Origin of the sequence: Chryseobacterium sp. PvR013, assembly GCF_017833095.1 — a bacterium.
Classification (GTDB): domain Bacteria; phylum Bacteroidota; class Bacteroidia; order Flavobacteriales; family Weeksellaceae; genus Chryseobacterium; species Chryseobacterium culicis_A.
Map to the genome: position 1 here is coordinate 3,702,706 of NZ_JAFIBT010000001.1, position 21,017 is coordinate 3,723,722.

The 21,017-nt window shown below is 36.9% G+C and carries 27 protein-coding genes; 17 read left to right on the forward strand and 10 right to left on the reverse strand.

Translation table 11 applies throughout. The features are described 5' to 3' along the window. Positions 1-4 precede the first annotated feature (4 nt). Complete coding sequence (locus JOE44_RS16815) at positions 5-643, forward strand: DUF2306 domain-containing protein (RefSeq protein WP_209786457.1); 639 nt, start codon at positions 5-7, stop codon at positions 641-643. Beyond that, on the forward strand, positions 640-1,560 hold the full coding sequence (locus tag JOE44_RS16820; RefSeq protein WP_209786458.1) for a YARHG domain-containing protein: 921 nt from the start codon (positions 640-642) through the stop codon (positions 1,558-1,560). Before JOE44_RS16815 ends, JOE44_RS16820 begins: the two co-directional genes overlap by 4 nt. 24 nt (positions 1,561-1,584) lie before the next feature. On the opposite strand, the gene JOE44_RS16825 is transcribed toward JOE44_RS16820, so the two are convergent. The 3 genes from JOE44_RS16825 to JOE44_RS16835 form a co-directional block, all read right to left on the reverse strand. Continuing rightward, a complete protein-coding gene (locus JOE44_RS16825; protein ID WP_209786459.1) occupies positions 1,585-1,986 on the reverse strand; it encodes a DUF2809 domain-containing protein in 402 nt (133 codons plus the stop codon). A 70-nt stretch (positions 1,987-2,056) separates the two neighbouring features. After that, a complete protein-coding gene (locus tag JOE44_RS16830; protein ID WP_209786460.1) occupies positions 2,057-2,710 on the reverse strand; it encodes a thioredoxin family protein in 654 nt (217 codons plus the stop codon). 10 nt (positions 2,711-2,720) lie between these two features. Continuing rightward, positions 2,721-3,209, reverse strand: coding sequence for a TlpA disulfide reductase family protein (locus JOE44_RS16835; protein ID WP_209786461.1), 489 nt, complete (start codon positions 3,207-3,209; stop codon positions 2,721-2,723). A gap of 149 nt (positions 3,210-3,358) precedes the next feature. Between JOE44_RS16835 and JOE44_RS16840 the strand changes: the two genes are divergently transcribed. From JOE44_RS16840 to JOE44_RS16850, 3 genes are all read left to right on the forward strand, one after another. Beyond that, on the forward strand, positions 3,359-3,514 hold the full coding sequence (locus JOE44_RS16840) for a bacteriocin (RefSeq protein ID WP_123864437.1): 156 nt from the start codon (positions 3,359-3,361) through the stop codon (positions 3,512-3,514). 163 nt (positions 3,515-3,677) lie between these two features. Next, complete coding sequence (locus JOE44_RS16845) at positions 3,678-3,845, forward strand: bacteriocin (protein WP_209786462.1); 168 nt, start codon at positions 3,678-3,680, stop codon at positions 3,843-3,845. 29 nt (positions 3,846-3,874) lie between these two features. Further along, the gene (locus tag JOE44_RS16850) at positions 3,875-4,033 is read left to right on the forward strand and encodes a hypothetical protein (RefSeq protein ID WP_209786463.1); all 159 of its coding nucleotides are present in this window, start codon (positions 3,875-3,877) and stop codon (positions 4,031-4,033) included. A gap of 36 nt (positions 4,034-4,069) precedes the next feature. Here JOE44_RS16850 and mutS read toward each other — a convergent pair whose 3' ends face one another. Continuing rightward, a complete protein-coding gene (mutS, locus tag JOE44_RS16855) occupies positions 4,070-6,664 on the reverse strand; it encodes a DNA mismatch repair protein MutS (RefSeq protein WP_209786464.1) in 2,595 nt (864 codons plus the stop codon). A gap of 126 nt (positions 6,665-6,790) precedes the next feature. Between mutS and JOE44_RS16860 the strand changes: the two genes are divergently transcribed. Further along, positions 6,791-7,321, forward strand: coding sequence for a GNAT family protein (locus JOE44_RS16860; RefSeq protein WP_209786465.1), 531 nt, complete (start codon positions 6,791-6,793; stop codon positions 7,319-7,321). A gap of 136 nt (positions 7,322-7,457) precedes the next feature. Here the strand turns inward: JOE44_RS16860 and JOE44_RS16865 are convergent, their stop codons facing one another. Beyond that, positions 7,458-8,336 carry a cupin-like domain-containing protein gene (locus JOE44_RS16865; protein WP_209786466.1) on the reverse strand — a complete coding sequence of 293 codons (879 nt, stop codon included), beginning with the start codon at positions 8,334-8,336 and terminating at the stop codon, positions 7,458-7,460. 263 nt (positions 8,337-8,599) lie between these two features. Here JOE44_RS16865 and JOE44_RS16870 point away from each other — a divergent pair, with 263 nt between their 5' ends. After that, the gene (locus tag JOE44_RS16870; protein ID WP_209786467.1) at positions 8,600-9,478 is read left to right on the forward strand and encodes a bestrophin family ion channel; all 879 of its coding nucleotides are present in this window, start codon (positions 8,600-8,602) and stop codon (positions 9,476-9,478) included. Between the two features lie 12 nt (positions 9,479-9,490). On the opposite strand, the gene JOE44_RS16875 is transcribed toward JOE44_RS16870, so the two are convergent. After that, positions 9,491-10,090 (reverse strand): hypothetical protein, encoded by a 600-nt coding sequence (locus JOE44_RS16875; RefSeq protein WP_245169802.1) that lies wholly within the window; start codon positions 10,088-10,090, stop codon positions 9,491-9,493. Positions 10,091-10,145: 55 nt separating this feature from the next. On the opposite strand from JOE44_RS16875, the gene JOE44_RS16880 reads away from it, so the two are divergent. The 10 genes from JOE44_RS16880 to JOE44_RS16925 all read left to right on the forward strand — a co-directional run bounded on the left by JOE44_RS16880 (position 10,146) and on the right by JOE44_RS16925 (position 18,233). Further along, on the forward strand, positions 10,146-10,766 hold the full coding sequence (locus tag JOE44_RS16880) for a toxin-antitoxin system YwqK family antitoxin (protein WP_245169803.1): 621 nt from the start codon (positions 10,146-10,148) through the stop codon (positions 10,764-10,766). A 5-nt stretch (positions 10,767-10,771) separates the two neighbouring features. Continuing rightward, complete coding sequence (locus tag JOE44_RS16885; RefSeq protein ID WP_209786468.1) at positions 10,772-11,302, forward strand: RNA methyltransferase; 531 nt, start codon at positions 10,772-10,774, stop codon at positions 11,300-11,302. 187 nt (positions 11,303-11,489) lie between these two features. Continuing rightward, positions 11,490-12,143, forward strand: a complete 654-nt coding sequence (locus tag JOE44_RS16890; RefSeq protein ID WP_209786469.1) for a CBS domain-containing protein — start codon at positions 11,490-11,492, stop codon at positions 12,141-12,143. Between the two features lies 1 nt (position 12,144). Then, complete coding sequence (locus tag JOE44_RS16895) at positions 12,145-13,011, forward strand: NAD kinase (protein WP_209786470.1); 867 nt, start codon at positions 12,145-12,147, stop codon at positions 13,009-13,011. 70 nt (positions 13,012-13,081) lie between these two features. Continuing rightward, positions 13,082-14,152, forward strand: a complete 1,071-nt coding sequence (fbaA, locus tag JOE44_RS16900) for a class II fructose-bisphosphate aldolase (protein WP_209786471.1) — start codon at positions 13,082-13,084, stop codon at positions 14,150-14,152. Positions 14,153-14,242: 90 nt separating this feature from the next. Then, positions 14,243-15,097 (forward strand): acetyl-CoA carboxylase, carboxyltransferase subunit beta, encoded by an 855-nt coding sequence (accD, locus tag JOE44_RS16905; protein ID WP_047095043.1) that lies wholly within the window; start codon positions 14,243-14,245, stop codon positions 15,095-15,097. A gap of 54 nt (positions 15,098-15,151) precedes the next feature. Continuing rightward, on the forward strand, positions 15,152-15,661 hold the full coding sequence (locus JOE44_RS16910; protein ID WP_209786472.1) for a hypothetical protein: 510 nt from the start codon (positions 15,152-15,154) through the stop codon (positions 15,659-15,661). Positions 15,662-15,959: 298 nt separating this feature from the next. Then, positions 15,960-17,363, forward strand: a complete 1,404-nt coding sequence (locus tag JOE44_RS16915; protein ID WP_209786473.1) for a spore maturation protein — start codon at positions 15,960-15,962, stop codon at positions 17,361-17,363. Between the two features lie 56 nt (positions 17,364-17,419). Then, positions 17,420-17,785: a four helix bundle protein gene (locus JOE44_RS16920; RefSeq protein ID WP_209786474.1), complete on the forward strand. Its 366-nt coding sequence runs from the start codon at positions 17,420-17,422 to the stop codon at positions 17,783-17,785. 55 nt (positions 17,786-17,840) lie between these two features. Next, the gene (locus JOE44_RS16925) at positions 17,841-18,233 is read left to right on the forward strand and encodes a hypothetical protein (protein WP_105700338.1); all 393 of its coding nucleotides are present in this window, start codon (positions 17,841-17,843) and stop codon (positions 18,231-18,233) included. Between the two features lie 15 nt (positions 18,234-18,248). Here the strand turns inward: JOE44_RS16925 and JOE44_RS16930 are convergent, their stop codons facing one another. From JOE44_RS16930 to JOE44_RS16945, 4 genes are all read right to left on the reverse strand, one after another. Next, positions 18,249-19,133 (reverse strand): ferric siderophore ABC transporter substrate-binding protein, encoded by an 885-nt coding sequence (locus tag JOE44_RS16930; RefSeq protein WP_209786475.1) that lies wholly within the window; start codon positions 19,131-19,133, stop codon positions 18,249-18,251. A 35-nt stretch (positions 19,134-19,168) separates the two neighbouring features. After that, positions 19,169-19,567: a biopolymer transporter ExbD gene (locus JOE44_RS16935; protein ID WP_209786476.1), complete on the reverse strand. Its 399-nt coding sequence runs from the start codon at positions 19,565-19,567 to the stop codon at positions 19,169-19,171. An 11-nt stretch (positions 19,568-19,578) separates the two neighbouring features. Then, positions 19,579-20,283, reverse strand: a complete 705-nt coding sequence (locus JOE44_RS16940; protein ID WP_209786477.1) for a MotA/TolQ/ExbB proton channel family protein — start codon at positions 20,281-20,283, stop codon at positions 19,579-19,581. A gap of 174 nt (positions 20,284-20,457) precedes the next feature. After that, complete coding sequence (locus JOE44_RS16945; protein ID WP_209786478.1) at positions 20,458-20,919, reverse strand: hypothetical protein; 462 nt, start codon at positions 20,917-20,919, stop codon at positions 20,458-20,460. Positions 20,920-21,017: the final 98 nt, after the last annotated feature.

Here is a 21,017-nt window from a genome sequence, read left to right on the forward strand (position 1 = left end):
CAGAATGTTATCTGCCAAAAGAAATATTTCTTTTTTCTTTAAAATCCTTCTCATCATAGGATTCGGATATTTCTTTTGGCTGATGCTGAAAATCACCTTAGAATATATTCCTTTTAATCCTGAAGTCAGTTTTCTGATGATCAAACAGACGGAAGTGATGGAAAGACCGGAATATCTTGCATTTTTCTACACTCATGTGTATACAAGTATTTTTGTGCTTCTCTCAGGATTTCTGGCTATTCTCAGAAGGGATTTCGGAGTAAAAAACTTCCACCGGAATATGGGAAAAGTGTATGTTTTTCTCATTCTGATTTTGGCGGCTCCTTCGGGAATTTATATGGGACTCTTTGCCAACGGAGGCTTTTTATCCAAGATTTCATTTGTTATTTTAGGCTTTTTATGGTGGTTTTCAACGTTTAGAGCCTATCAGTTGGCAAGACAAAAAAAGTTCAAAGAACACAAGCAATGGATGTGGCGGAGCTTTGCTTTTACATTATCTGCTATTACCCTGAGAATGTGGAAAGTAATTATTGTATATTTATTTCATCCCAATCCCATGGATGTCTATCAGATCATTGCATGGCTGGGCTGGATTCCCAACATCCTTATTATTGAATATTTAATCACAAAAAAACTTATATGAAAATTGTAAATTATACCTTGATTTCCTTACTGGCAGTTTCTCTGGCAAGCTGTAAGAAAGAGGGAAAAACCACTGAATCAGGAAAAGATTCTCTGACCGCCAAGAAGGACTCTGCAGTAGTTCCTGAAGTACACAAAGAATATTACGGGATTTACACGGGTGAATTTGCCGGAATGGAAAAAGTTGTTGACCCAACAGACGGCTCAGAATATGATGTCAGTAACTACAAAAGAATTTCTTTAAAGATCAACAGAATCACCAAAGACAGCGTTTATGGACAAAGTATTGTGAATGGTAATCAGCGTCCGTTTAAAGGTGTTTTCAATGAAGCTACAACATCTTTTGTGCTGGATGAACCCGGCAATGATAAAACAGATGGAAGGTTTGAGGTAAAACTGAAGGGAGACAGCTTAACCGGAAAGTGGAACGCTTTTGATAAAACTTCCGTAAAAGCTCCTTTAAAAACACTGAAACTGATTAAAAAAGAGTTTGTTTACAATCCCAACTTTATGCTGGATAAGGATTCTGATCTGGTAGACTGGTCAAATTCTAAAGAGTTTACCGAAAAGTATACGGATGAGGAAACCGGGAAAACAGAAAGCTATAAAACCACTAAAAACCGCTTCGCTTCTGAAGCCATCTTCAAACTGAATGCATCCAAGCAGAAACTCACGGAAAAAGATCTTAAAAACTTAAGAAAACTGGATCTTGAGATCATCAAGAACTCTGTATTTGCAAGACACGGCTACTCTTTCAAAAAAGAAACCTACAGAAATTTCTTTGAACAAACAGATTGGTATATCCCGGTTGCAAGCAATGTAGATCATGATCTTTCCCCTCTGGAAAAAGAAAATGTGGCTTTACTGAACCGCTTTACCAAATATGCGGAGGATAAATATGACAGTTTTGGAAGATAGGTAATAGGTAGTAGGTTGCAGGGATTAGGAGCTAGGGGTAGATGTTAAGTTTTCACTTTTTGTCATTCTTACGATAAAATAGAGAATAAGACAGCCTACAGCGTAACACAGATTATCAATCCAGGAAAAAGAATTTCCGATAACAATATACATCAGGCTTCCAGGACGGAAGCCTAGTTTTTCTGCAATATTGAAATACTGGGCAAATTCTACCAGAAATGAAAAAATCAGAATTCCCAGAATCAGTTTCTGATCATTTATTTTCACAAAGCTTTTCACGAAAGTAAAAAGGAGCATCACCACAATAACATCTCCAAGATAAGCTCTTATAAAGAAAATATCACTGAGTTTGGTGGCAATTAACACCTCCACAAGAAAAATAAATACGGTCAGAAGAAGATACTTCAGGCTGAATTGGAATTTCATTTCAAATTAAGTTTAAGGCATAAAAAATCGGTATTCCAGGAATACCGACCTTATATATGTGGCAAATATATTATTTCTTTACTTTAATGGTACACCCAATGGCAACAGTTTTAGTCATTTTTACCGGTTCTCCTTTTATCAGAGCATTTACAGCATCCTGAGCATAATATTCGGATACATCATTCGGGTTATCATAATTATTGTCGATAGCACCAATGTATTTTACAATATTCTTTCCGTTCTCTTTTTTCAGTACAAAAACATGTGGCGTTTTTGTAGCACCGTATTGCGGATAGATTTTCTGTCCTTCATCTACCAGATAAGGAAAAGTAAATCCTTTCTGCTTTGCTCTTTCAATCATCTGCTGATAACCGTCTTCCGGCTGTACATTTGGATCATTCGGATTGATCGCAATTACGGGATATCCCTGATCCTTGTACTTTTTATCCAGCTCAACAATTCTGTCTTCATATTTCTTGGCGTAGGGACAATGGTTGCAGGTAAACACCACAATAAATCCTTTGGCGTTTTTAAAATCGCTCAGGGAAACCATCTTTCCATCAATATTTTTAAGCTTAAAATCTGCAGCTTCATCCCCTACTTCATAGCCTTTTCCAGAAATGGTATGGTTCTGATTTTTGTTTTTATCGTGATCTGTCGTTGTAAAGCTCAGTAATCCCAGCCCAACGATGAATGCTGTCATTAAAATTTTCAGGTTTTTCATAGTAGATTATTTATTGTAGGTTTTCTTTAATTGTTTTTTCAAGGTCTTCCTTGCTCATTTCCCCATCATTAAAATGGAATTTAGCTCCGTTTTTATAGAACACGGTCACCGGAATATTCCCATCCCAGTCTTTTTCAAATCTAGGAATCCAGGTATTCATTCTTTTGATATCATCCAGAAGGAGTACCTCAGCCGTAAGGTTTTTATTTTTAATGAATTTCAAGACTCTTTCCTTATCAGCCAGCCTGTCCAGTGAAACCAAAATCATTTTAAACTTCTGGTTATCTGCATATTTAGAATTGATTTCCATAAAATAAGGAAGTTCTTTTACACAAGGACCACAGGTGGTTGACCAGAAATTAACAACCAGCAATTTATCTTTTTCCTGCTGAATCCGCTTCTCCAGTTCTTCATATTTTATCACAGAAACTTCAGTCTGTTGTGCTTTAAAAACCGTACAGAAGATGAATACTGTAACGACCATGATTAAATTCTTCATATTCAAAATTAACAAATGCATTCTTTCTCAATGAAAATCAACCTGTTAAAATTTGTTAATAATTTCATTCATCTCATAAAATTTCTTCACCAACCATTGAATTAATAAAAATAAAATGTAAATTAGCTCAGAATCAAAACTAAATTATCATGAAAAAATCAAACATTCAGAAAAGAAAACTGACAAAAAATGAGTTAAAGCAAATCAATGGAGGAAGAGGAACACTTTGCCCGGGAACTTGTTTTTGCAATATTGATGGTGAAATGACTATAGGTGCATGTGACACCAAGGGAAGATGCTGTTAATCTATTACAGCTTTTTATATAATATACATGAAGATTGAGGCAACCCCTCAATCTTTTTTTATGAAATAATTTTTCACCAATAAAAAAGTTAACAATTTGAATGACAATATTTTGAACGTAACAAAATAACTTGTAAATTAGCTTTTACCAAATTCAAATTATTATGAAAAATTCAAAAAATCAAAAAAGAAAGCTTAGTAAGAATGAGCTAAAAGAGATCAGCGGAGGTGCTAACAGACCCATCTGCCCAAGAGTAATAAGCTGTACAGATCCTCATACGGGAGAAGAACAATACGGAGTTCCGGGTATGCAGGACGGATTTTGCTGTTAACTAAGTTTATCCTAATTAAACAAGGGAAGATGACAAATTCAATCACTCAAAAAAGAAGACTTTCCAAAGCAGAGCTAAAGGAAGTCAACGGAGGCGCAGGTGCCTGTGCAGAAGGACTATGTAAATTAAGAGGAGTAAACCACTTTCTGATCATTGGTCCACGAGGGAAAGACGGCTATTGCTGCTAATTAAGCTTTCACTTTATTTACAAAAAAATGATTGGATTACCCTCCAATCATTTTTTTTATGGCATTCAGCTTCATTAAAGCTTCAATGGGTGTCAAAGTATTGATATCTATTTTGGTAAGCTCCTCACGGATATTCTCCAGAACAGGGTCATCAAGCTGGAAGAAAGAAAGCTGCATGTTTTCTTCTGTCACCCGTTTAACGCTCTCGGAAGTATTCCCGCTTCCCTGCGTTCTGCTTGCTTCAAGGGTTTTCAGAATTTCATTCGCTCTGTTTACCACTTTAGCAGGCATACCGGCCAGCTTTGCCACATGGATACCGAAACTGTGCTCACTTCCTCCCGGAACAAGCTTTCTCAGGAAAATGATGTTTCCTTTATTTTCCTGAATGGAAACGTGAAAGTTTTTTACCCTTTCAAAGTTAATGGTCATTTCGTTCAACTCATGATAATGGGTGGCAAATAAAGTTTTCGCCTGCGTTGGATGCTGATGAAGATATTCGGCAATGGCCCATGCAATAGAAACCCCATCATAAGTAGAGGTTCCACGCCCGATTTCATCCAATAAAATCAGACTTCGTTCTGAAATATTATTCAAGATATTGGCTGCTTCATTCATTTCTACCATGAAAGTAGATTCTCCGGCAGAAATATTATCTGTAGCGCCTACCCTTGTAAAGATTTTATCCAGCAATCCGATTTCAGCATGTTTTGCAGGGACAAAACTTCCAATCTGAGCCAAGAGACACACAATAGCTGTCTGGCGTAGAATTGCCGATTTACCGGCCATGTTCGGTCCTGTTACCATGATAATCTGCTGGGAATCTTTATCCAGGAAGATATCATTCGGGATATATTTTTCTCCTAACGGAAGTGCATTCTCAATGATTGGGTGTCTGGCTTCTTTTAAATCGATTACATAGCCGTCATTCAAAACAGGCTTTGTATAACTCTCAGAAACAGCAAGTTCAGATAATCCGGCAGCCACATCAAGCTGGGCAATTATATGGGAATTTCCTTGAATCTGATCAATATAAACCATTGTTTCCGCACATACATTTCTGTATAGCGAAGTTTCCAGAACTCCTATTTTTTCTTCGGCACCAAGAATCTGGTTTTCGTATTCCTTTAATTCTTCGGTAATATATCTTTCAGCATTCACAAGGGTCTGCTTTCTTACCCAATCGTCCGGAACTTTATCTTTATGTGTATTTCGAACTTCAATATAGTATCCGAAAACATTGTTAAAATCAATTTTTAGGCTGGTAATACCCGTTCTTTCAATCTCTCTCTGGCACATATCATCCAGAAATCCGCGGCCTTTGCTTTGTAAATTTCTTAATGTGTCCAACTCTTCAGAAACACCTTCTTTAATGACATTTCCTTTGGCAATATTTACCGGAAGCTCTTCATTAAGGTAATTTTGCAGGAATTTAATAAGCTCTTCCAGATCAAATAAAGGTTCTAACCACGCCACCACATCGGCATGAGGATGCAATAAAGCTTTGATTGTATGGATATTAACCAAACTTTGTCGCAGATATCCCAATTCTTTAGGAGAAATTTTCTCTGCAGCGAGTTTTCCCATTAATCGGTCAAGATCGGAAATTGATTTCAGAAGCTGGCAGATATCGTATTTAAGAGGATCATTTTCGTTTAAAAAATCAATCAGAGAAAGCCTTCTCATGATCTCGTCCACTGATTTTAAAGGAAGTATAATTCTTCTTCTCAACAATCTTCCTCCCATCGGAGTAGACGTTTTATCAATGATATCCAGTAATGATTTTCCCTGTGGATTACTTGGATAAACAATTTCCAGGTTTCTCAGGGTAAAATTATCCATCATAAGATACTCTTCCTGAGGAATGATCTGCAGTTTTGTAATATGGGCAAGCAGGTTATGATGAGTATCTTCTACCAGATACGCGAAAATAGCACCTGCCGCTGTAATGGCTAATGGAAGATTTTCTACACCAAATCCTTTTAAAGAACTGGTTTTAAAGTGATTGGTTAACTTTTCATAGGCAAAATTGTATTGGAAAGCCCAGTCTTCAAGCTTAAAAGCATTTTTATTTTTTATCTGCTCCGGAATCTGTGTACTTCTCTGGAAAATAATCTCACTCGGATCAAAAGTATTGATAATATGCAAAAGCTTTTCCAGGTTTCCTTCACTTACCAGAAACTCTCCTGTGGAGATATCTACCAGGGCAATTCCATATTTCTCTTTTTCTTTATGTAAAGAAAGCAGGAAATTATTCTTTTTAGAATTTAAAACCTGATCATTGAAAGTAACCCCGGGAGTAACCAACTCAGTTACTCCTCTTTTTACAATCCCTTTTACCATTTTAGGATCCTCCAGCTGATCACAGATTGCCACTCTCATTCCTGCTCTTACCAGTTTTGGAAGATAAGAATCTACAGAGTGATGCGGAAATCCGGCCAGCTCTATATGCCCATCGCCATTGGCTCTTTTGGTAAGGACAATTCCCAGAATCTGAGAAGTTCTGACGGCATCCTGCCCAAAAGTTTCATAAAAATCCCCAACCCTGAATAATAATAGCGCATCAGGATATTTACCCTTGATGGTATTGTACTGCGTCATTAACGGAGTTTCTTTCTTCGCTGCTTTTGCCATAGTAAAAAATGAGCCCCAAATTTAAAAAAATAAATTCAGGGTAAGAGAATTGTTTAGCGGTTAATCTTCCCTACTTTTCTTTATCAGTAATTAATCGTACTTTTCACCCATCAAATCACATTATTTATGGAATTTCCTGTCTTAGAGACTGAAAGACTTATTTTACGTCAGCTTACTTTTAATGATACCCAGGATCTGTTTGAGTATTTTTCTCTGGATGAAGTGATGGAATATTACGATCTGGAAACTTTCAAAACAGAAGATGATTCCCTGCGCATTATTCAGCATTTTAACGGTGATTTCGAAAAGGGAAAAGGGTTTAGATGGGCTTTGGAGCTGAAATCCAATGGAAAAGTTATTGGTACCTGCGGCTATCATAACTGGTACAGGGAACACTTTAGAGCGGAAATTGGTTATGAGCTCAATCCTAAATTCTGGCAGCAGTCTTATATGAAAGAAGCTATTCTCCCTATCCTGACTTTTGGATTTGAAACCATGAGACTTCACCGGGTAGATGCTTTCATTGACCCTTCCAATATTTCTTCTGAGAAACTTTTAACGTCAATCAATTTCAGTAAAGAAGGAACCTTGAAAGATTATTTTTTTGAAAAAGGAAAATTCGTAGACGCAACAATCTTTGGTCTGATTAATAAATAAGCGGGAAGCACGAAGCTGGGAGAGGGAAGTTTCTATGGGTCGTGTAATGGCTGGCTATCTTTTAATAAAAAGGTATTTAAGTTGTACTAAGCTCTAAAGAGTCTTCCAGCTTCCAGCCTCCTTCTTCCTCTCTTCTTTATTTTCCTGCTTTCAGATGTTTTTCCAGTGCTTCCGAACTCTTTTTATAAGCCCATTTCTGTTTATAGCTCACCCATTTGGCTTTGAAAATTTTTCGCATCAGTTTATCTGTGTACCTCATAATGAAGACATGATACAGCATGTTGGCAAAAACATTCGGCTTATTGGGAAGTGCCCGTAATGAAAGGGAAAAACCAGGCTCCAGATATCTGTTGAAATGCCAGAAAGCACCCGGAATAAAGAGCGCATCCCCATGTTCCATAAATATTTCGTATCCTTTTGCATATTTCAGCGCCGGAAACTTTTCATAATCCGGGTTTTCATAATCCACATCATAAATGGTATGAACGGATAAAGGAACTTTATATAAAAACGGAGACTGTTTCTGATCAAACAACAGGATTCTTTTCTTTCCTTCGAAATGGATATGCATAAAATCACCCAGATCAACATCATAATGCATTAAAACATGGGCTTCATTTCCTCCGAAAAATAAAGTCGGAAGTCTTTTAAAAAACTTTATTCCAAGATCCGGATAGGTGAAATTTTTCAGCAGCTCAGGAAGCCTGTCTGTGATGATATAGAAAAAGATCCGCAGATCTGAAGGTTTGCTTTTTATCGTATCAATATACTCCTTCATTTTCATATGGGTAACCGGAGCATCAGAGCTTTTCGCGGCATCAGCCGGTTTATTGTCATACAACGGAACTTCCTGGTCTCCTGCCTTTTCTTTGATATACGCAAGGTTCCATTTGTCAAAAGCATCCCATCTGCTGGCAAAATTCTTAATCAAAAGAGGTTTCTGCTTTTTAAAATAATTTTTCTGAAAATCTTCTTTACTGATATCATTTACAATATCTACGTTTTCGAGGATCATGTACTTTGTATTTAATGCGAAATAAAAATAGTATTTTTTTGAAACCTGAGAAAATTAAGTTAAAATGACTGGATGCTGGAAGAGGGATGCTGGAAGTTAAGACTTGTCTGCAAACGTCTATACATCATTCTATAAATACCTTTTTATGGAAAACTTAGAGCTCTTCTTCGGCTTCAATAACTTCCCTCTTTCAGCTTCAGACTTCCGTACTTTATTAGCAGAGCTCAGATGAAAAATTTATATTTGTGGTAATAAGCGAGTTTATGAGAGTCTACAATACCAAACATTTCATTAAAATCCTTTTCAGTTTACACAAAAGTGATACGTTAAAAATCCTTTTTCCAAGTATGATTCTTGTAGGGCTGTACTCCTGGGGAATTCAGTATTTAGAGGTTGAATATCTACACCTTACGACAAAATCCGGAGTCAGTAATGTGGGTATGATTCATTCTCTGCTGGGATTTGTTCTTTCTCTTTTACTGGTTTTCAGGACTAATACCGCTTATGACCGATGGTGGGAAGGGCGCAAGCTTTGGGGAAAACTGGTCAATGACACCAGAAATCTTGCCATAAAAATCAATACTATTCTGGGTGATAACCGCCAGGATGCTGAGCAGATTGCAAGATATTTAAAATACTTTCCTCACTTTTTAGCCAAACATCTTTCCAAGGAATCTACAAGGCTGGCATTGGATGAAGATTATTCTGAAATTGAAAGCTCGTTAAAAAATCATGGACCAAGCGAAATAGTGATTCTGCTTAGCCATAAATTGAACCAATTAAAAAAAGAAGGGAAAGTTTCAGAAGTTGAAATGCTGTACTTAGATACCCACCTTTCAGGGTTTCTGGATGTATGCGGAGGTTGCGAAAGAATCAAAAATACTCCGATTCCTTATTCATATTCTTCTTTTATCAAGAAATTCATCATTCTGTATGTTTTTGCTTTACCTATTGCATACGTTATTACAATAGGCCTTTTTATGATCCCGCTGACGGTTTTTGTATATTATGTTCTGATGAGCCTGGAGCTTATTGCGGAAGAAATTGAAGATCCTTTTAATAATGACGAAAATGATATTCCGATGGAGACTATAGCCCAGAATATTGAGAAGAATGTGCATCAGATTATGAACAGAAAATAAAAAATCAAGCTTTTAAAGCTTGATTTCTTTGAGTTCACCGTCCTGTTTTATTTCTACAAATTTGCTTTCCCTGTTGGCAGCAGAATATCCGTAAAAAAAGGTACTGTATATGGGAGTAGAATACAGATAAGCTCCATATCCGTTGTAAGCATCTGAAGTTCCGGTCTGTTGCTGATAACTTGCCGTTGCGGTAAAATTCACAATGGTTTCAAGATAATATTTACCGGGTTTCAGCTTTTCAAATTTAAACCTGCCGTGATCATCTGTTAAAGCTTCTACTCTGTATTTAAAAGCTTCTTCAGACATATATACTGTTGTTTTTTTATTTTCATATTTCTTTCTCATATCATAAAATTCCTCGAAGTAAGGAGTGACAGGAAAAAGCATGATAACGGTTCCTTTGGGTGCATAATGTTTTTCTCCAAGCAATGGTTTGATCCCCCAATTGTTTTTTTGTTTTGTAGAAGCTACTCCTTCAATGGTAGAATTTCCGAATCCAAGCATTTCTCTGGCCAGTTTTTTATCAAAAAAAGCTTGAGGATAATAGGTATTTTGTGCTTCCAGGTACATAAATCCCCATAGTAATATGAATAAGGTGAATAATTTTTTCATAGTATATTTTTGAGTCAAATATAAGTATTTTACTATTTTTGAAATAAAAATAGCTATGAAGTACATGTTTTTATTGTTTTTTTCCACTTCTGTCCTGATCATGGCTCAGAAACCTTGTGGATATAAAGACGGATTGCAGGAAGGATCCTGTAAAGAATTCTATGAGAACGGACAGGTAAAAAATGTAGTGGAATGGAAAAAAGGGAAACTGGACGGAGATGCCATTTTTTATTATGATAACGGAAAAATACAATCACAGGGAGAATATAAAAAAGGATTCAAAGTAAAAGAATGGTCATATTTTGACAAGAGCGGAGTTCTTACTTCCAAAGAGGCATTCAGAAATGGAGATAAGAATATTTATGACAACAGTCTTACGGCTACTTTTTATTCTCCTGCCGGTAAAATCATTGAAATTTCCAATTATAAATTCAATAAATTACAAGGGGAAAGCAAAACCTTCCATGAAGACGGAAAATCTATAAAAGATATTGGCCAGTACGATAACGGACTTGCTACCGGAAAATGGAAAGTATTTTATCCCTCAGGAAAATTACAGCGTGAAACTGAGCTTGCCAATGATAAAAGAAACGGCAACAGAGTTCATTACCGTGAAGACGGAAGCATAGAAAAAACAGAGGTCTATCAAGACGGAAAATTAATCTCAACAAAATAATACAATTGGTACAGAAACTAAAACTGGAAGAACTTAACAGAATAGATGTAGAAACATTTAAGAAGGTTGAAAAAATTCCGTTGGTCATCATTTTAGATAATATCAGAAGCATGCACAATGTAGGTGCAGCCTTCAGAACGGCGGATGCCTTTTTAATTGAAAAAATCATTCTTTGCGGAATTACTCCACAGCCACCCCACCGCGAGATTCATAAAGCGGCATTGGGAGCAACGGAAAGTGTGGACTGGTCTCATGAAGCAGAAACCAATACAGCCATTGCTGATTTGAAAAGTAAGGGTTACGAAATCATCGGGATTGAGCAGACAACCGACAGCCACCTTATTACTGATTTCACCATTGACAGATCGAAAAAATATGCATTGATTTTAGGAAATGAAGTGGAAGGAATCAGTGATGAAGTTCTTCCTGATATTGATGTGTTTTTAGAAATTCCACAGCTCGGAACCAAGCATTCTCTTAATGTAAGTGTATGCGCTGGAATTGTGATGTGGGAATTTGCAAAAGCATTAAAATAAAAAAACTGCATATGTCCTTAGTAGACAGTGCAGTTTGAAATAAATCTAATAAAAAGTAAAAATGAAAGACGACAAAGGTACTTTATTTTTTTTTACAAACAAATTTTGACGGCATTTTTTTTGTTTCATCTTAAAAAAAGTCGGGGTTTCAGAAAAAGTTTCATTTAATTTTTTATAAATTAGCACAATGTTTATCAAGGACTATATCTCAAAAGACTTTCCGTGTTTTAGCCTGTCTGACTCCATAGAGTCGGCCAGAAATACGCTAGAAGATTTTGGATATTCCCATGTTTTCATCAAAAAATCCCATCACTTCTACGGAGCTATTGCTATGGACTTTCTGTATGAAGAAGATGGTGGAACATTGAAGGACCTGGAACGCCAGATTGAGCGGTTTGCAATTCTGGAGGATAACAACGTTATGGACAGCATCCGTCTGTTTTATACTTTCAGCTCCAATGTGATTCCGGTGATTAATAAAAATGAAAAATATCTGGGGTATATTACCTGTGAAGATGTTTTTCAGGACCTTTCCCGTTATCCTTTATTTTCAGAAACAGGAGCCATTCTTACCGTAGAAACTCCGGCCAGAAAATATTCAATGACGGAAATTACCAATATTGTAGAAAGCAACAATTCCAAGTTTTACGGAGGGTTTATAAGCTTTATGTCTGAGGAGGTAGTTCAGGTCACCATAAAAATCAGTAATGAAAACCTGGCCTCGATAGATGCTACATTTGACCGGTATGACTACAGAATTGTTGAAAAATACTACTCTGATGAGAAGTCCGATCTGTTTAAAGACCGTTATGGTTTTTTACAAAAATTCATAGAAATATAACATGAAGGCAGCCATATATTCTCAGAAAAAAGATCTTGATACTTTTTTATATTTAAGCAAGTTTATCTCTGAACTTGAAGCCAGAGGTGTAAAATCTGTTCTGTATGATGAAATGGCTGAAGCACTTCAGTTTTCAAAAATATTCGAAACATTCAACTGTAAGCAAGATCTTTTGGATAAAGAGGTAGATCTCTTCTTCACTTTTGGAGGAGACGGAACTATTGTAAACTCTTTAACCTTCATTGAGGATCTTGAAATTCCCGTTGTAGGAGTCAATACAGGAAGACTTGGATTCTTGGCTTTCTTCACTAAAGAAGAAGCCTTTAAAGAACTGGATTCCATCTTAAAAGGAAATGTAAAAACAAGCCGCCGATCGGTAATTGAGGTAGTTTCTCCAAAACTTGTGGGAGCTTTTCCTTATGCCCTGAACGATGTTACCGTTTCCCGAAAAGAAACAACATCCATGATTACCGTAGATTCTTATATCAACGATGAGTTTCTGAATGTCTTCTGGGGTGATGGCGTGATCATTTCAACCCCAACCGGTTCTACCGCTTACTCTCTGAGCTGTGGCGGACCGATTATTTCTCCGAATAACGAAAATTTTGTCATTACCCCTATCGCTCCTCACAATCTGAATGTGAGACCTTTAGTGGTGAATGATAAAGTGGAAATAAAACTCAGGGTGGAAAGCCGTGTACCTCAATACTCACTTTCCTTAGATTCCCGACTGATACACATAGAAACCGACAAGGAAATCATCATCAAAAAGGCAAAATTCCAGCTTCTTCTGGTTCAGCCCAATAGTTTAAGTTTCTACGAAACCATCCGTCAGAAGCTCCTTTGGGGCAGAGATAAAAGAAACTAGTAATTTCTTAAAAATGATTACCTTTACACGAAATTAAAACACCTAATAAATTTATAATAAAAAGTAAAACATGAGCAGAATTTTTCCGGCAGGAGTTGCCACAGGTCAGTTAGTTACTGATATCTTTCAGTATGCTAAAGAAAACAAATTTGCATTACCTGCAGTAAACGTAATTGGATCAAGCAACATTAATGCTGTGATGGAAACTGCAGCGAAATTGAACTCTCCTGTAATTATCCAGTTTTCAAATGGTGGAGCTGCATTCAACGCAGGGAAAGGATTAAACAATGACGGACAAAGAGCTGCTATCTTAGGATCTATCGCTGGAGCAAAACATATTCACACTCTTGCTGAAGCTTATGGAGCAACGGTAATTCTACACACAGACCACTGTGCAAAGAAATTACTTCCTTGGATTGACGGATTAATGGATGCTAACGAAGATTTCTTCAAGCAGACAGGAAAATCTCTTTACTCTTCTCACATGCTGGATCTTTCTGAAGAATCTTTAGAAGAAAACCTTGAAATTTCAGCTCAGTATTTCGAAAGAATGGCTAAACTTCAGATGACTCTTGAAGTAGAAATCGGAGTGACTGGTGGAGAAGAAGATGGTGTTGACAACTCAGACGTTGATAACTCTAAATTATACACTCAGCCTGAAGATATAGCGTATACGTACGAAAAATTAAAAGCAATCTCTGATAACTTTACGATTGCTGCAGCATTTGGTAACGTACACGGAGTTTATAAGCCAGGAAACGTAGTTCTTACCCCAAAAATCCTTGACAATTCTCAGAAATATGTTCAGGAGAAATTCGGAACGGCTGCTAAACCTATCAACTTTGTATTCCACGGAGGTTCAGGATCTACTTTAGAAGAGATCAGAGAAGCTATTGACTACGGAGTAATTAAAATGAATATCGACACTGACCTTCAGTTTGCATACACAGAAGGAGTGAGAGATTATATGGTGAACAATATTGACTATTTAAGAGCTCAAATCGGAAACCCTGAAGGAGAAGAAAAACCTAACAAGAAGTTCTATGACCCAAGAGTTTGGGTAAGAAAAGGTGAGGAAACATTCTCTACAAGATTGGTAAAAGCATTTGAAGATTTAAATAACGTAAATACTTTAAAATAAGAACTGTAAATTTGTACCAATGTAAAAAGTATTCATAAGAAATGCATTTACATTGGTACATTTTACATTTATACATTAATACAAGCAAAAATGGCATTCGACTGGTTTAAAAGAAAAGCAAAAAACATTACCACTTCTACTGATGAGAAAAAGGACGTTCCCAAAGGCCTTTGGCATCAGACTCCATCCGGAAAAGTAGTGGAACATGATGAACTAAAGAGAAATAATTATGTTTCTCCTGAAGACGGATTTCATGTAAGAATAGGAAGTGCAGAATTTTTTGACATCCTTTTTGACGGTGGTAAATTTACCGAACTGGATGCCAATGTTGAAAGTATTGATATCTTAAACTTCAAAGATACAAAGCCTTACAAAGACCGTTTGAAAGAAGTAAAAGCTAAAACCAAGCTTACAGATTCCATCAGAAATGCTGTAGGAACTGTAAAAGGAACTGAAATGGTAGTTTCTTGTATGGATTTTGCTTTCATCGGTGGATCTTTGGGTTCTGTAATGGGAGAAAAGATCAGAAGAGCAGTAGATTACTGTATCAAGCATAAACTTCCGTATATGATTATCTGTCAGTCCGGAGGAGCAAGAATGCAGGAAGCCACTTACTCTTTGATGCAGCTGGCAAAAGTTCAGGCTAAACTGGCTCAGCTTTCTGAAGCTGGACTTTTGTACATCGCTTACCTTTGTGACCCTACATTCGGAGGAATTACCGCTTCTTTCGCAATGACTGCTGATATCATCATGGCAGAACCGGGAGCACTGATCGGTTTCGCCGGACCAAGAGTAATCCGTGAAACAATCGGTAGAGACTTACCGGAAGGATTCCAGACATCAGAATTCCTACAGGAAAAAGGATTTGTGGACTTCATCGTAAAAAGAACTGAAATTCAGGATACTGTTGCAAAAACAGTGAATTTATTAGCTGTAAAAGCATAGTATCTGTAACAAAAACAATACAATCTCTCTCTAATTAGGGAGAGATTTTTATTTATGAGGACTTTTAAGATATTTTTCAATACCATCAGAAGTATGAGTTTTAAAAAGATTATGCGTCTTTTATCACTGATCCTTCCCCATCCTCTTTTTGCCTTGCTAAGTTTCCATGCTACTGTGAAGGCTTTTACCATCGCACAGAAAAAGTTCCCTAAGACAGCTTCCACTAATGGAATCGGAAATGCTTTCAGACACGCTCTGTGGTGCTGCTTCATTATGATGTACTGCTGCAAAATTTCCTCTCCTAAAAAAGCGCTGGATTTCTGCAAAAGAATAACAGATATGCATGAAGAATTATTCCCGAATGAGCCTTTGGAAACCAAAATGGATCTCCATAACAACAAAATCGGAATGGATTATTTCATGGAAATTCTTCCGGGAATTCACCGCCAGTTTTTTGAAAAGAGTTTCTTTGTTGACGCATTGGTCAAAAAAATGGATGATGCAAAGGTTCTGAAACATCTTGATGATGATTTTGAAGGGCATCTTGTTTACCTGGAAGAGTAATCCTTTTATTTTAATCGCTAGGGATCGCAAGGAAAATCTAAAAACTTAATATATATTTTTTGTTCGCAAGGGCATTCCATTCAGCAATGTTCACTAATTGAAATTCTTTGCTAAGTGCTAACGTCTTTGCGAACGAGAAAACTCATTTTCCTATTATTTAGAAACTTTGCGAACACTGCGTTAAAATGGGATAAAGCTGGCAAACCATCATTAGCCCTCATACCGGAATTACAAAAGACTTTAGTTATTTTTGTGGTTTAAAGTATTTTCGATAAGTTTAAACAATTAAATCAATCAAATGGTTCTCAGCAGAATTTGGTCGGCTTTCATTATCATTGCCATTGCCATTGCCAGTATAAAATACGTTTCGTCAGGTCACTACAAAACCATTTTCAATGATATGGTGGTAGGAAAAGGAGGTGATACAGTGAAGATTGCATCACAACCGATGAACAGCCTCTCCCCTGTTGTCAGAGACAGCCTGATGAAAAAAAATGATTTTGCAGACAGCAGAATTCATTATAAAACAGACTCTTTAAAACAAAATGTAAACGTTTATCGTGTTCAGGAAGCTGACGGAGTCATCGGAACATCCGAAACAGCGGTAAAGATCTGCCTTGGCCTTATTGGGATCATGACCTTATTCATGGGATTCATGAGTATTGCTGAAAAAGCAGGTGGAATTAACCTTTTGAGCCGTCTGATTCAGCCATTTTTCTCAAAACTTTTCCCGGAGATTCCGAAAAACCACCCCGCATTTGGCCATATGCTGATGAACTTCAGTGCCAATCTTCTGGGATTGGATAATGCCGCTACTCCGTTTGGATTGAAAGCGATGGAAAGCCTCCAGACTTTAAATCCGAATAAAGAGACCGCCAGTAATTCGCAGATTATGTTTCTGTGTCTCCATGCCGGAGGTATGACTTTGATTCCCGTATCCATTATTGCTATCAGAGCATCTATGGGCTCAAAGACTCCTACTGATATCTTTCTTCCATGTATGATTGCTACTTTTGCGGCTACTTTGGCAGCGATGATTATTGTATCACTTTATCAGAAAATTAATCTGCTTCGTCCTGTAGTCATTGCTTATGTAGGAGGAATTTCAGCTATAATTGCTTTATTGGTTGTATACCTTGTACAGCTGAGTAAAGATCAATTGGATGACTTCAGTAAAGTCTTAAGCAATGGTTTAATCCTGTTCATATTCCTTGCTATTGTGCTTGGAGCCGTTTACAAGAAAATAAACGTTTTTGATGCCTTTATTGAAGGAGCAAAAGAAGGATTCACCACCTGTGTTAAGATTATTCCTTATCTGGTTGGAATGCTGATTGCGATATCTTTATTAAGAACTTCCGGTGTTTTCGATGTCATTATTGACGGAATGAAATGGGTAGCCAACGTTGCCAATATGGATCCAAGGTTCGTGGATGGACTTCCAACCGCTTTAATCAAACCTTTATCCGGTTCCGGAGCCAGAGGAATGATGGTGGATACTATGGCAACATTTGGGGCGGATAGTTTCCAGGGAAAATTAGCCGCTGTACTTCAGGGAAGTTCAGATACGACATTTTACGTGATCGCAGTATATTTTGGTGCCGTAGCCGTTAAGAACACAAGATATACGGTAATTGCTATGCTTCTGGCCGATCTGGTGGGTGTTATCACAGCAATTGCACTGGCTTATCTATTCTTTGCTTAATAAAAAGTTTCTGGTTGGCTAGTTACTAGTTTTTTTAATCGTTAAAAAAGATATTAATGAGTTACGAAAAACTTGATATTTATAATATTGCTTTTGAGTTATTTATTGAAACACATAAATTATCGCTCAAACTACCCAACTATGAATTATACGAATTAGGTAGCCAATTGAGACGATCAGCTGATTCAATTGTTACAAATATTGCAGAGGGATATGGAAGAAACAGTTACAAAGGTGATTTCATCAGGTTTCTCACCTACTCTCAGGCAAGTTGTGACGAAACAATTTGTCATCTATCGAAAATAACCAGACTTTATCCGGAATTACACTCAGACTTTAAAGAAAAATCAGAACAATACAAACTCTTAGGAGGGAAAATCAATAACTTTATAAAATACGTGCAGTTAAACTGGAGAACCTAACCCAAACTAGCAACTAGCAACTAGCAACTAGCAACTAGCAACAAAATACCCCATTATGATTACAGATAAAGAATTTACTCTAAGACTCATCCGTCAATTAACCCAGGCACTGGAAAAACTGATTCTGGATAAACCTGAAGAAAGTTTAATGCAGAAAGAACTGGATTTTGATACTTTGATGAGAGATATCTTCAAGATGAGCTTCACGGAAGTTTCTTCGAAAACAAAAGAAGAAATGATTGCTATCGTTAACGAAAGACAGGAAAGAGATCACAAAGACTACTATGAAATGCTGGGAAATCTTTTCTATTTTAACAGCAGACATGATCAGAATAAAGATTTTCAGGATAAAGCAAAGACATTCTATGAGCTGTACCTTCAAACCAGCGGTATTTTTGCCCTCCCGATTATCAACAGAATAAATGAATTAAAAAAAGCACTTGAATAAAGTGCTTTTGTATTTTTAGAAGGTAATTTTATACGTTCCGGTAGAAGATGTACTGGCTTTCTCTGCTTTTACATATTTCTTCACCCAGGACACTGATGTAGATGCCACACAAGGATCTGAGACACCTCCTGATCTTCTTGCAGAGACCACATTTCCTGCTTTATCTACAGTATAAGCAATCGTAATTGATCCACTTGCTGTACAGCTGTGAGAGGGTTGTGCACCGCCTCTTCCCATGGTTCCCGGGATATAGCCTATCAGCTTTCTGTCTATTCCTACTTTACTGTCACCATTTCCATCACCTCCCAAAGGATCTCCTGCATTTCCAATTCCATCACCTGTTCCCTGGCTTCCGGCTTTTGTTCCTCTTCCTTTAATCAGGTTTCCAATCGCTGCATTTCCTTTTCCATCTCCATTGCCTGTTTTTGAATTGGCTGTGGCGGTACCTGCTTTTTTAGTGTTTTTAGAAGCACTCGTACTGGTGGCTTCTTTTTTCTCAGCTTTTTTTGATTCTTCCTTCTTAGGAACTGTTGCTTTTGAATTATTTCCTGTGATTACCTTCTCCTTAACGTCTGCTTTCTTGGGCTCAGGAGCAGGCTCTGGCTTTACAACAGTCTTTGTTTCCGGCACAGGTGTTTCTGCAGGTTCCGGAGTTAATTCTTCTGTTGCTGCAGCAAGGCTTCCAGGTTGTTCCGCCGGCTCTTCAATTCCTTTTCCGTTTCTGTTGTCTCCAAAGTTGACCAACATAGTAGTCACCATTTCAGGCTCTTTGTCCAGCTCAGGTTTTAATTTATACAAAAAAACAAAAAGCAAAATAGCAGCCCAGATAAGAATAGAAAGCAGGGCGCTTTTTACTCTATCTTTATTTTCTTCATTTCGGTTTGCTGTATAGCTTTTCATCTTAAAATGTAATTGTTTCCGGAAACCCGGATCTGTTATTTATCTTTAACCGTTGCAATGGCAATGTTAAATTTATGTTTTTCAGCAACTTCCATTACAAAAACCACATCTTTATGCAGCGTGTTTTCATCCGCTCTGATCGTAAACGATTTATTGGTCTGGCTGGCTAGCTTATCTACAATAATCTTCTCCAGTTCTCCTTTATTCACAGGATTATCATCTACAAAGAATGAACCATCCGGTTTAATACTTACCGTTAAAGGATTAGGTATATTGTCTTCAACAGCTCCGGCTTTCGGCAGATTTACATCAATTGCGCTTTGATTAGCCGCAGAAGAGGTAATCATAAAGAAAATCAGCATCAACAGGATAACGTCTGTCATCGCTGCTAAACTGAATTCCGGATTTGCTTTATTTCTTCTCTGAATTTTCATCGTAAGAAAATTTATAAAGGTTTATTGATAAGGTCTAAGAATTCTCCTGACATATTCTGCGCTTTCAACACAAACTTATCAATCCTTGTTAAAAGGATATTATAACAGAAGTTAGCAGGAATGGCAACTGCCAAACCTACAGCCGTTTGTCCCAAAGCGGTATAAATACCTTCTGAAAGTGTTTTCGGTGAGAAAGATCCTGTTGCATGTGATAAGTTGAAGAAAGCAATAATCATCCCGATTACCGTACCTAATAGTCCCAACATAGGTGCAATACTCGGTACTACAGCCAAAAGGTTCAGGTTTTTCTCCATATTAGCCACCTCTACCTGAGCTTGTGCTTCCATAGCACTTACAATATCAGAAACAGGACGCCCCAATCTTGAAATTCCTTTTTCTAAAATTCTTCCTTCCGGAGAGTTTTGGGTTTTGCAGTAATCTGCAGCGGCCTCTATTTTTCCAGCTTTAATAAAGTCTTCAATATTGTTCATGAAGTTGGAATCCGTTTTTGAAGTTAATCTTTTAATAAAGAAAAATCTCTCAAAAAACAGGTATAGAGAAAATACTCCCAATAGTAATACAGTGACCATCACTATTTTAGCGAAAGCTCCTCCATGGAACATAATTTTCCAGAAAGAGAACTCTAAGTTGTCTGCAGCAACTGCAGGAGTGGCGATTTGTGCAAATAAAATCTGAGAAAGTTCCGTTAACAGCATTAAATGTGAATTTTATTAAATTTTCAACGACAAATGTAGGAGAATATTATGAATTGAACTCTTAAAAATTGCTTAAAAACAACTTAAATTTTGTTACAATTTTATAAACAGCAAATTCCTTTCCAAAAATAATTTTGAAAAGAAATTCGGTGTCAAAAAGTATAGAAGCTGTTGCTAGTCTTCGTCTACCACAATATCATCTTGTCTGAACTCGCATTTTAATCTAAATGGAATTGGAGTATCTGACCCGGTATAGAAATCATCAATGGTTCCTTTCCAGATGACCTGAAGCTCCCCTTCTTCATTTCTCTCAAAAAGAAGCTCATTATCATAGATATAGGCATCTTCGTCATCGAAAAGATCTACTTCTGTGTAGGTTTCCTCATCAGAGTCATTGATTTTGATTGTTTTCCCTTCGATTTCCGCCGATTCAATAGGAAAATCGAAAACTTCAAGTGAAAGCTGCGGAAAATTGTACTGTAGTGAATCATCATCCACGTGATCCAAACTATCATCTGTAATCACTTCAACCTCTAAAAAATGTTGCTGGTTGCTGTAAACGGCCTTACAATAAGTATTTCTGATATTGTATTTTAGCGTTTCCTCCGGATGGTAAATTTTTAAAATCCCTTTCATTTTTTCTTAAAAAAGAACTGTAATAATATGATTGTTAAACGTTTTAGACAAAGATAAAAAATTGATTCAAAGTTAAAAGGATTTTGAAAATAATTTTT

Excerpts from the sequence above, each read along its gene's own strand:
- JOE44_RS16815 (WP_209786457.1), top strand. The coding sequence starts at position 5 with ATGTTATCTGCCAAAAGAAATATTTCTTTTTTCTTTAAAATCCTTCTC.
- JOE44_RS16820 (WP_209786458.1), top strand. The coding sequence starts at position 640 with ATGAAAATTGTAAATTATACCTTGATTTCCTTACTGGCAGTTTCTCTG.
- JOE44_RS16825 (WP_209786459.1), bottom strand. The coding sequence starts at position 1,986 with ATGAAATTCCAATTCAGCCTGAAGTATCTTCTTCTGACCGTATTTATT.
- JOE44_RS16830 (WP_209786460.1), bottom strand. The coding sequence starts at position 2,710 with ATGAAAAACCTGAAAATTTTAATGACAGCATTCATCGTTGGGCTGGGA.
- JOE44_RS16835 (WP_209786461.1), bottom strand. The coding sequence starts at position 3,209 with ATGAAGAATTTAATCATGGTCGTTACAGTATTCATCTTCTGTACGGTT.
- JOE44_RS16840 (WP_123864437.1), top strand. The coding sequence starts at position 3,359 with ATGAAAAAATCAAACATTCAGAAAAGAAAACTGACAAAAAATGAGTTA.
- JOE44_RS16845 (WP_209786462.1), top strand. The coding sequence starts at position 3,678 with ATGAAAAATTCAAAAAATCAAAAAAGAAAGCTTAGTAAGAATGAGCTA.
- JOE44_RS16850 (WP_209786463.1), top strand. The coding sequence starts at position 3,875 with ATGACAAATTCAATCACTCAAAAAAGAAGACTTTCCAAAGCAGAGCTA.
- mutS (WP_209786464.1), bottom strand. The coding sequence starts at position 6,664 with ATGGCAAAAGCAGCGAAGAAAGAAACTCCGTTAATGACGCAGTACAAT.
- JOE44_RS16860 (WP_209786465.1), top strand. The coding sequence starts at position 6,791 with ATGGAATTTCCTGTCTTAGAGACTGAAAGACTTATTTTACGTCAGCTT.
- JOE44_RS16865 (WP_209786466.1), bottom strand. The coding sequence starts at position 8,336 with ATGATCCTCGAAAACGTAGATATTGTAAATGATATCAGTAAAGAAGAT.
- JOE44_RS16870 (WP_209786467.1), top strand. The coding sequence starts at position 8,600 with ATGAGAGTCTACAATACCAAACATTTCATTAAAATCCTTTTCAGTTTA.
- JOE44_RS16875 (WP_245169802.1), bottom strand. The coding sequence starts at position 10,090 with ATGAAAAAATTATTCACCTTATTCATATTACTATGGGGATTTATGTAC.
- JOE44_RS16880 (WP_245169803.1), top strand. The coding sequence starts at position 10,146 with ATGAAGTACATGTTTTTATTGTTTTTTTCCACTTCTGTCCTGATCATG.
- JOE44_RS16890 (WP_209786469.1), top strand. The coding sequence starts at position 11,490 with ATGTTTATCAAGGACTATATCTCAAAAGACTTTCCGTGTTTTAGCCTG.
- JOE44_RS16895 (WP_209786470.1), top strand. The coding sequence starts at position 12,145 with ATGAAGGCAGCCATATATTCTCAGAAAAAAGATCTTGATACTTTTTTA.
- fbaA (WP_209786471.1), top strand. The coding sequence starts at position 13,082 with ATGAGCAGAATTTTTCCGGCAGGAGTTGCCACAGGTCAGTTAGTTACT.
- accD (WP_047095043.1), top strand. The coding sequence starts at position 14,243 with ATGGCATTCGACTGGTTTAAAAGAAAAGCAAAAAACATTACCACTTCT.
- JOE44_RS16910 (WP_209786472.1), top strand. The coding sequence starts at position 15,152 with ATGAGGACTTTTAAGATATTTTTCAATACCATCAGAAGTATGAGTTTT.
- JOE44_RS16915 (WP_209786473.1), top strand. The coding sequence starts at position 15,960 with ATGGTTCTCAGCAGAATTTGGTCGGCTTTCATTATCATTGCCATTGCC.
- JOE44_RS16920 (WP_209786474.1), top strand. The coding sequence starts at position 17,420 with ATGAGTTACGAAAAACTTGATATTTATAATATTGCTTTTGAGTTATTT.
- JOE44_RS16925 (WP_105700338.1), top strand. The coding sequence starts at position 17,841 with ATGATTACAGATAAAGAATTTACTCTAAGACTCATCCGTCAATTAACC.
- JOE44_RS16930 (WP_209786475.1), bottom strand. The coding sequence starts at position 19,133 with ATGAAAAGCTATACAGCAAACCGAAATGAAGAAAATAAAGATAGAGTA.
- JOE44_RS16935 (WP_209786476.1), bottom strand. The coding sequence starts at position 19,567 with ATGAAAATTCAGAGAAGAAATAAAGCAAATCCGGAATTCAGTTTAGCA.
- JOE44_RS16940 (WP_209786477.1), bottom strand. The coding sequence starts at position 20,283 with ATGCTGTTAACGGAACTTTCTCAGATTTTATTTGCACAAATCGCCACT.
- JOE44_RS16945 (WP_209786478.1), bottom strand. The coding sequence starts at position 20,919 with ATGAAAGGGATTTTAAAAATTTACCATCCGGAGGAAACGCTAAAATAC.